Below are 2,506 nucleotides of genomic sequence, written 5' to 3'. Positions count from 1 at the left end.
CCATGGTCTTGGCTAAAGCCGAGCGCGTCGCGGCATAGCTCGGGGCGACCATCGGATAGTCTGCCGGCAGGCCCCACTTGGCGCGGTATTCTTCAGGCGTCAGACCATAATGGGTCGCGAGATGCCGCTTCAGCGACTTGAATTTTTTTCCGTCCTCCAGGCTGATGATGTAGTCGGGCGTGACCGATTTCCTGATGGGAACGGCAGGCTTGAGCTCCTCAGGCTTCACGACCGGGCCACCGATCGTGCCTTTTAAGGCGGCATGCACCTGGTCGATCAGGCCCGGAAGATCGCCCACGGGGACCGGATTGTTCGATACGTAGGCCGAGACGACGTCGGCGGTAAGCTCGATGAGGGCATCACTATTGTTCTCGATTTCTTCTGTCACGGAATGCTCCTGATTTTGATGGCTTCTGCAAAATTCAGTTTGATTAATGAAGCCAGCCACAGAACGCAATGAAAGTTGCGTTCTACCCATCAATACGGTCTTCTCAAAGCGGCGCGAGCCATACGCGCATGAATAGACACATCGCCGCCGCGGAAAACTTCCAGTAGAACGATCGATTCGGGTGTTAAGGCGCGGATGGGCAGGTGTTTCCAGCAGGACGGTTTCGTTTTGGCTTTGAAGCAGCCATCGAAAATTACTTCGGTTCGGCACTTGTAATGCCCTGATCCTGCCACTCTCCATAGGCAAGTGCGCCAAAGGGAGAAATCTCCAACTAAACGTCTTCACGAACAGAGAAGGGCTCGCCCAATGAGCACGGTGGCGCGCGCGGACGCAGCTTCCGTTTCGTCGGCGACGTTCGCGCCGCTGGAGAGCCCCACCTTTCGCGCGATCTGGCTTGCCGCACAGGTGTCCGGTCTGGGCTGGATGTTTCAGACGGTTGCGGTCAGCTGGCTGATGGCGACCATCTCGACCTCGGACGTGATGGTCGCCTTTGTCGGCAATGGCCCCGGCGAAGATCGACAGAACGAATACGGGCAGCGTCGTCGAGGTCTGCACCAAATTTCAGCCGCCGTAATGTTCATGGCGCTTGGCTGGTGCGTAATTGCCTTGTCCTCGATAATGCTGACTGTTCTCGTCGGGCTGGGATTTTACAATCCCTGGATGATCCTCGCCTTCAGCTGCTTGGCCGGATGCGGCGCCGCTTTCACTGACCCGGCCTGGCACGCTTCCGTCGGCGATATCCTGCGAAAGCGCGAAGTTCCGGCCGCTGTCACATTGATTTCGGTCGGCTACAATGCCATGCGAAGCATCGGTCCGGCGCTCGGCGGCGTCGTTGTGGCCTCCTTCGGACCGCTGACAGCTTTCGCGCTGGCGACGCTGACCTATCTAGGGATGCTGTGGGCGATAGGACTCTGCAAATGGAGCGGTCGCGCTTCGCCTCTTCCCCGTGAGCCATTGACCACGGCCATCGATGACGGCGCGCGCTTCACAGCGCTGTCGGGAGAGATCAAGGCGGCAATCGCGCGCGGAACCCTGTTTGGACTGACCAGCATCTCGATCCTGGCGCTGCTGCCTCGTTGCCCGGGACCAGATCGGGGGAGGGCCGATCGCCTATGGTGTCCTCATGGCTGGATTTGGAGCGGGCGCCTTGTGCGCCGGCATTTCCAACAACGCGCTGAGACGCTCGCTGTCGCAGGAGCGCTTGACGACACTGGCGTGCATCGCCTGCGCGGCGTGCTGTCTGGCTCTTGCTTTCACGCCTTCACTGGTGGTAGCCGCCATCGCCTTGACGCTAGGCGGTGCGGGCTGGGTCGTCACCTGGACCGGGCTTGACGTGAGCGTGCAATTGTCGAGCCCGCGGTGGGTCGGTGGCCGCACACTCTCGATCTACTCCACCTCTCGTCGGGAGGCGTCGCGGCCGGCAGCTGGCTGTGGGGCGTGGTGGCCGAAAACTATTCGCTCACTCTGGCGTTAGAAAGCTCTGCCGGCGCCTTGCTGTTGGTTGCCGCCACCGGGTTGCTGGTGCCCATCCGTCAATGGAAAGAGGCCGACCAGGATTCTCTTGGCTTCGAAACCCCAGCGCTCGCCCTCGAGTTGAAGTCGAGAAGCGGCCCGATCGTGGTCAAGATCGAGTACCATACCGGAAACCAATCTCGAAGCTTTCCTCGACCAGATGCAGGAACGACGCCGCGTGCAAAGCCGCGCCGGCGCCCGGCACTGGAACCTGCAGCGTGATCTGCAGGACCCGTTGCATTGGACAGAAACATTTCGCACGCCGACCTGGATGGACTATCTTCGCCTCAACCATCGCCTGACTGCAGAGGACAAGGGGGTGGACCAGCGCCTCTGCGAACTGCATACGGGAGAGGTTCCGCCCCGCACCAGGCTTGCGATCGAGCGTCCGACCGGGGCGACTCGCAGGCGGGAACAGTCGGGAAGCTTCTTGTTCCGACGGTGATCGCACGAAGCCTCGGCGGGGATGAGACTGATGGTCGAGCACCGGGTTCCGTCCTGGAACAATTGGCGCAGCCGGTTCGCATGTTCGCGCACGGTATCGCA

General features: G+C 60.8%; 3 protein-coding genes and 1 pseudogene. 3 read left to right on the top strand and 1 reads right to left on the bottom strand.

Annotated elements, in window-relative coordinates:
• The coding region (locus EOA33_RS31970; protein WP_245482498.1) for a MucR family transcriptional regulator at positions 1-388 on the bottom strand (388 nt) is incomplete at its 3' end.
• 366 nt (positions 389-754) lie between these two features.
• On the opposite strand from EOA33_RS31970, the pseudogene EOA33_RS41600 reads away from it, so the two are divergent.
• The 3 genes and pseudogenes from EOA33_RS41600 to EOA33_RS41590 form a co-directional block, all read left to right on the top strand.
• Positions 755-1,793: pseudogene (locus EOA33_RS41600) on the top strand (MFS transporter); the annotation flags it as partial.
• Positions 1,794-1,885: 92 nt separating this feature from the next.
• Complete coding sequence (locus tag EOA33_RS41595) at positions 1,886-2,182, top strand: MFS transporter (RefSeq protein WP_348628276.1); 297 nt, start codon at positions 1,886-1,888, stop codon at positions 2,180-2,182.
• The gene (locus EOA33_RS41590) at positions 2,121-2,405 is read left to right on the top strand and encodes an MFS transporter (RefSeq protein WP_348628275.1); all 285 of its coding nucleotides are present in this window, start codon (positions 2,121-2,123) and stop codon (positions 2,403-2,405) included. Before EOA33_RS41595 ends, EOA33_RS41590 begins: the two co-directional genes overlap by 62 nt.
• Positions 2,406-2,506 lie beyond the last annotated feature (101 nt).

The organism is Mesorhizobium sp. M4A.F.Ca.ET.050.02.1.1 (assembly GCF_003997725.1).
GTDB lineage: Bacteria > Pseudomonadota > Alphaproteobacteria > Rhizobiales > Rhizobiaceae > Mesorhizobium.
This window is presented reverse-complemented; position numbering and strand designations above follow the sequence as displayed.

Excerpts from the sequence above, each read along its gene's own strand:
- EOA33_RS41590 (WP_348628275.1), top strand. The coding sequence starts at position 2,121 with ATGCAGGAACGACGCCGCGTGCAAAGCCGCGCCGGCGCCCGGCACTGG.